The sequence below is a fragment of the Robertmurraya sp. GLU-23 genome, assembly GCF_052983275.1.
In genome coordinates this window covers 1-1836 of sequence record NZ_JBRKCV010000040.1, presented here as the reverse complement: position 1 = coordinate 1836, position 1836 = coordinate 1, and the positions used below count along the sequence as shown (strand labels likewise).

Below are 1836 nucleotides of genomic sequence, written 5' to 3'. Positions count from 1 at the left end.
GGTAGTGTCAAAAGTTTTATGAAAACTACCTAAAGGGTTAGTTCCGTTCCCATTTATTGAGTGGAAATCCGCCGCAATCGCTCTTGACAAACACGCCAATGGTTTGAGGATTGTTTAACAAGGGCGAAGGGACAAAAGAAGGCATACCAAATAAGCCCTTGGTTGTTTCCATTTTAAACCATTGGCAAGTTCGGTTTGTCAAGAGTTCGCTCCGCCGATTGCTGAATTAGCTTAAGGGCTCAGCTAAACAAAAAGTTAGGCTTGTCTTTGTTCTACTATCCATTGTTGTGCTAATCCAATGAGCTTTGTCCAACGTGCTGGCATTGTTGGAAGCCCATTGAGTTCTGGATTCACTACGGGCACTTTTCCTTCTAAGGCGGCATGCGGACGCAAAAAGTTAAAGTAGGCCGTAAATAAGGTGACGTATGAAATGGAACCATATTCAGAGCCGAATCCATGAGTGGAGCGATAATTGCCCTTAAAGGTGCGGTTAAGTCTCTCAATTATTTGTTTCAGTGGTCTATATTCGGTCGAAACAGGGTCCTCATTGGTTAATCCAATGACCTGCTTCACATCGAATGAAATCCCATGTTGAGCGAAGAAATGTTGGGCTAAAAGATAGATTGGATTCCCGTCTACCACAAAGGTCAGATTTTCTGGAATCTCTTTCATCTTGATTAAGACCTCATCAATTGCTCGAATGGCTGTTGCTGTGTCTCGATTAGGCGACACCGGATACGAAAGAATAATCTTTTTCACGGCGTCAAAAAAGAAAAATAAATAATGCCATCGACCGTTTACTCTGATATACGTTTCATCACCGCAGAATTGGTCTGAAAGTTCATAGGGATAGTGATCCACATAAGGTTTAAGTAATAAAGCTACGCTATTTTCGTAGTTCAATACAGTCTGATGTGAAATCATCACTCCGTGTACGTCCTGCATAATCGCAGCTGTTTTACGGGCCGAAAGGCCATAGTTTACATGATAGGTTAGGATCAATCCTAATGTATGTGGGGATGCATAAATCTTTGATAAGTCCACGGCCGGCAGTTCTGGTGATTCCTTGGATAACGGCTGGAAATCGATATAAAACTGACGGAAAATGTATCTCAATTTAAATGCTTGAGGGTCCTTTTTGAACCTTTTCTTTTCTTTTGAAGTCATCCCATTGAGCTTCTTTTGATAATAAGAACAGTCATTGTTCTTGCACTTAAACACGTGAAAATCTTTTCTTTCTTTTATTTTCTCGAGAGTCTTGGAACAATGAGGACATTTCAGGATGGCCTCCTTAGAGTAACGGTTCTTTTCACTGAAAAGTTCTGTACACACCTTGCATTGATACTGACCTTTATCTCCATTGTTGGCATAAAGATAATCCGATGGAGCACCACACTTTGGACAGTTCATGGCTTTAGGTACGGAAACTTTTGCATTCTTACGCCTTTGAACAGGTTTGAGAGCTTTCCCGTTCTTCTCTAGATATTCACTAAGAAGAACTCGATAATCAAGCTGTTCTAGAACTTCAATGACTGGAAGGTCATCCACTTGAAGTTTTCGATAAGGTTTATTTACGGGCTGTTCAGTAGGTTTATCGAACATGCTTTTACCAATCAATAAAGTAAGCAATGTTCGAATGAGTTGTTCTTGATAGTTTATAAAAGTTAATAAATAGGTTATAATTTGAGGGTACAAATTGTCACTTCCATTCTTGGTTGTTGGGTGTGTGGTAACCTCAATTATCCAAAGAATTTAGGGGGTGGCAATTTTTTTGCCTATAAAGCCCTCTATGGAGATATTTTATAACCTATTTCTTATAGAAGTTTTGACAATACG

The 1836-nt window shown here is 39.7% G+C and carries 1 protein-coding gene; it reads right to left on the bottom strand.

The annotated features are described in order from the left end of the window. Positions 1-255: 255 nt before the first annotated feature. The gene (locus ACVBAX_RS25220; protein ID WP_447119688.1) at positions 256-1695 is read right to left on the bottom strand and encodes a DDE-type integrase/transposase/recombinase; all 1440 of its coding nucleotides are present in this window, start codon (positions 1693-1695) and stop codon (positions 256-258) included. Positions 1696-1836: the final 141 nt, after the last annotated feature.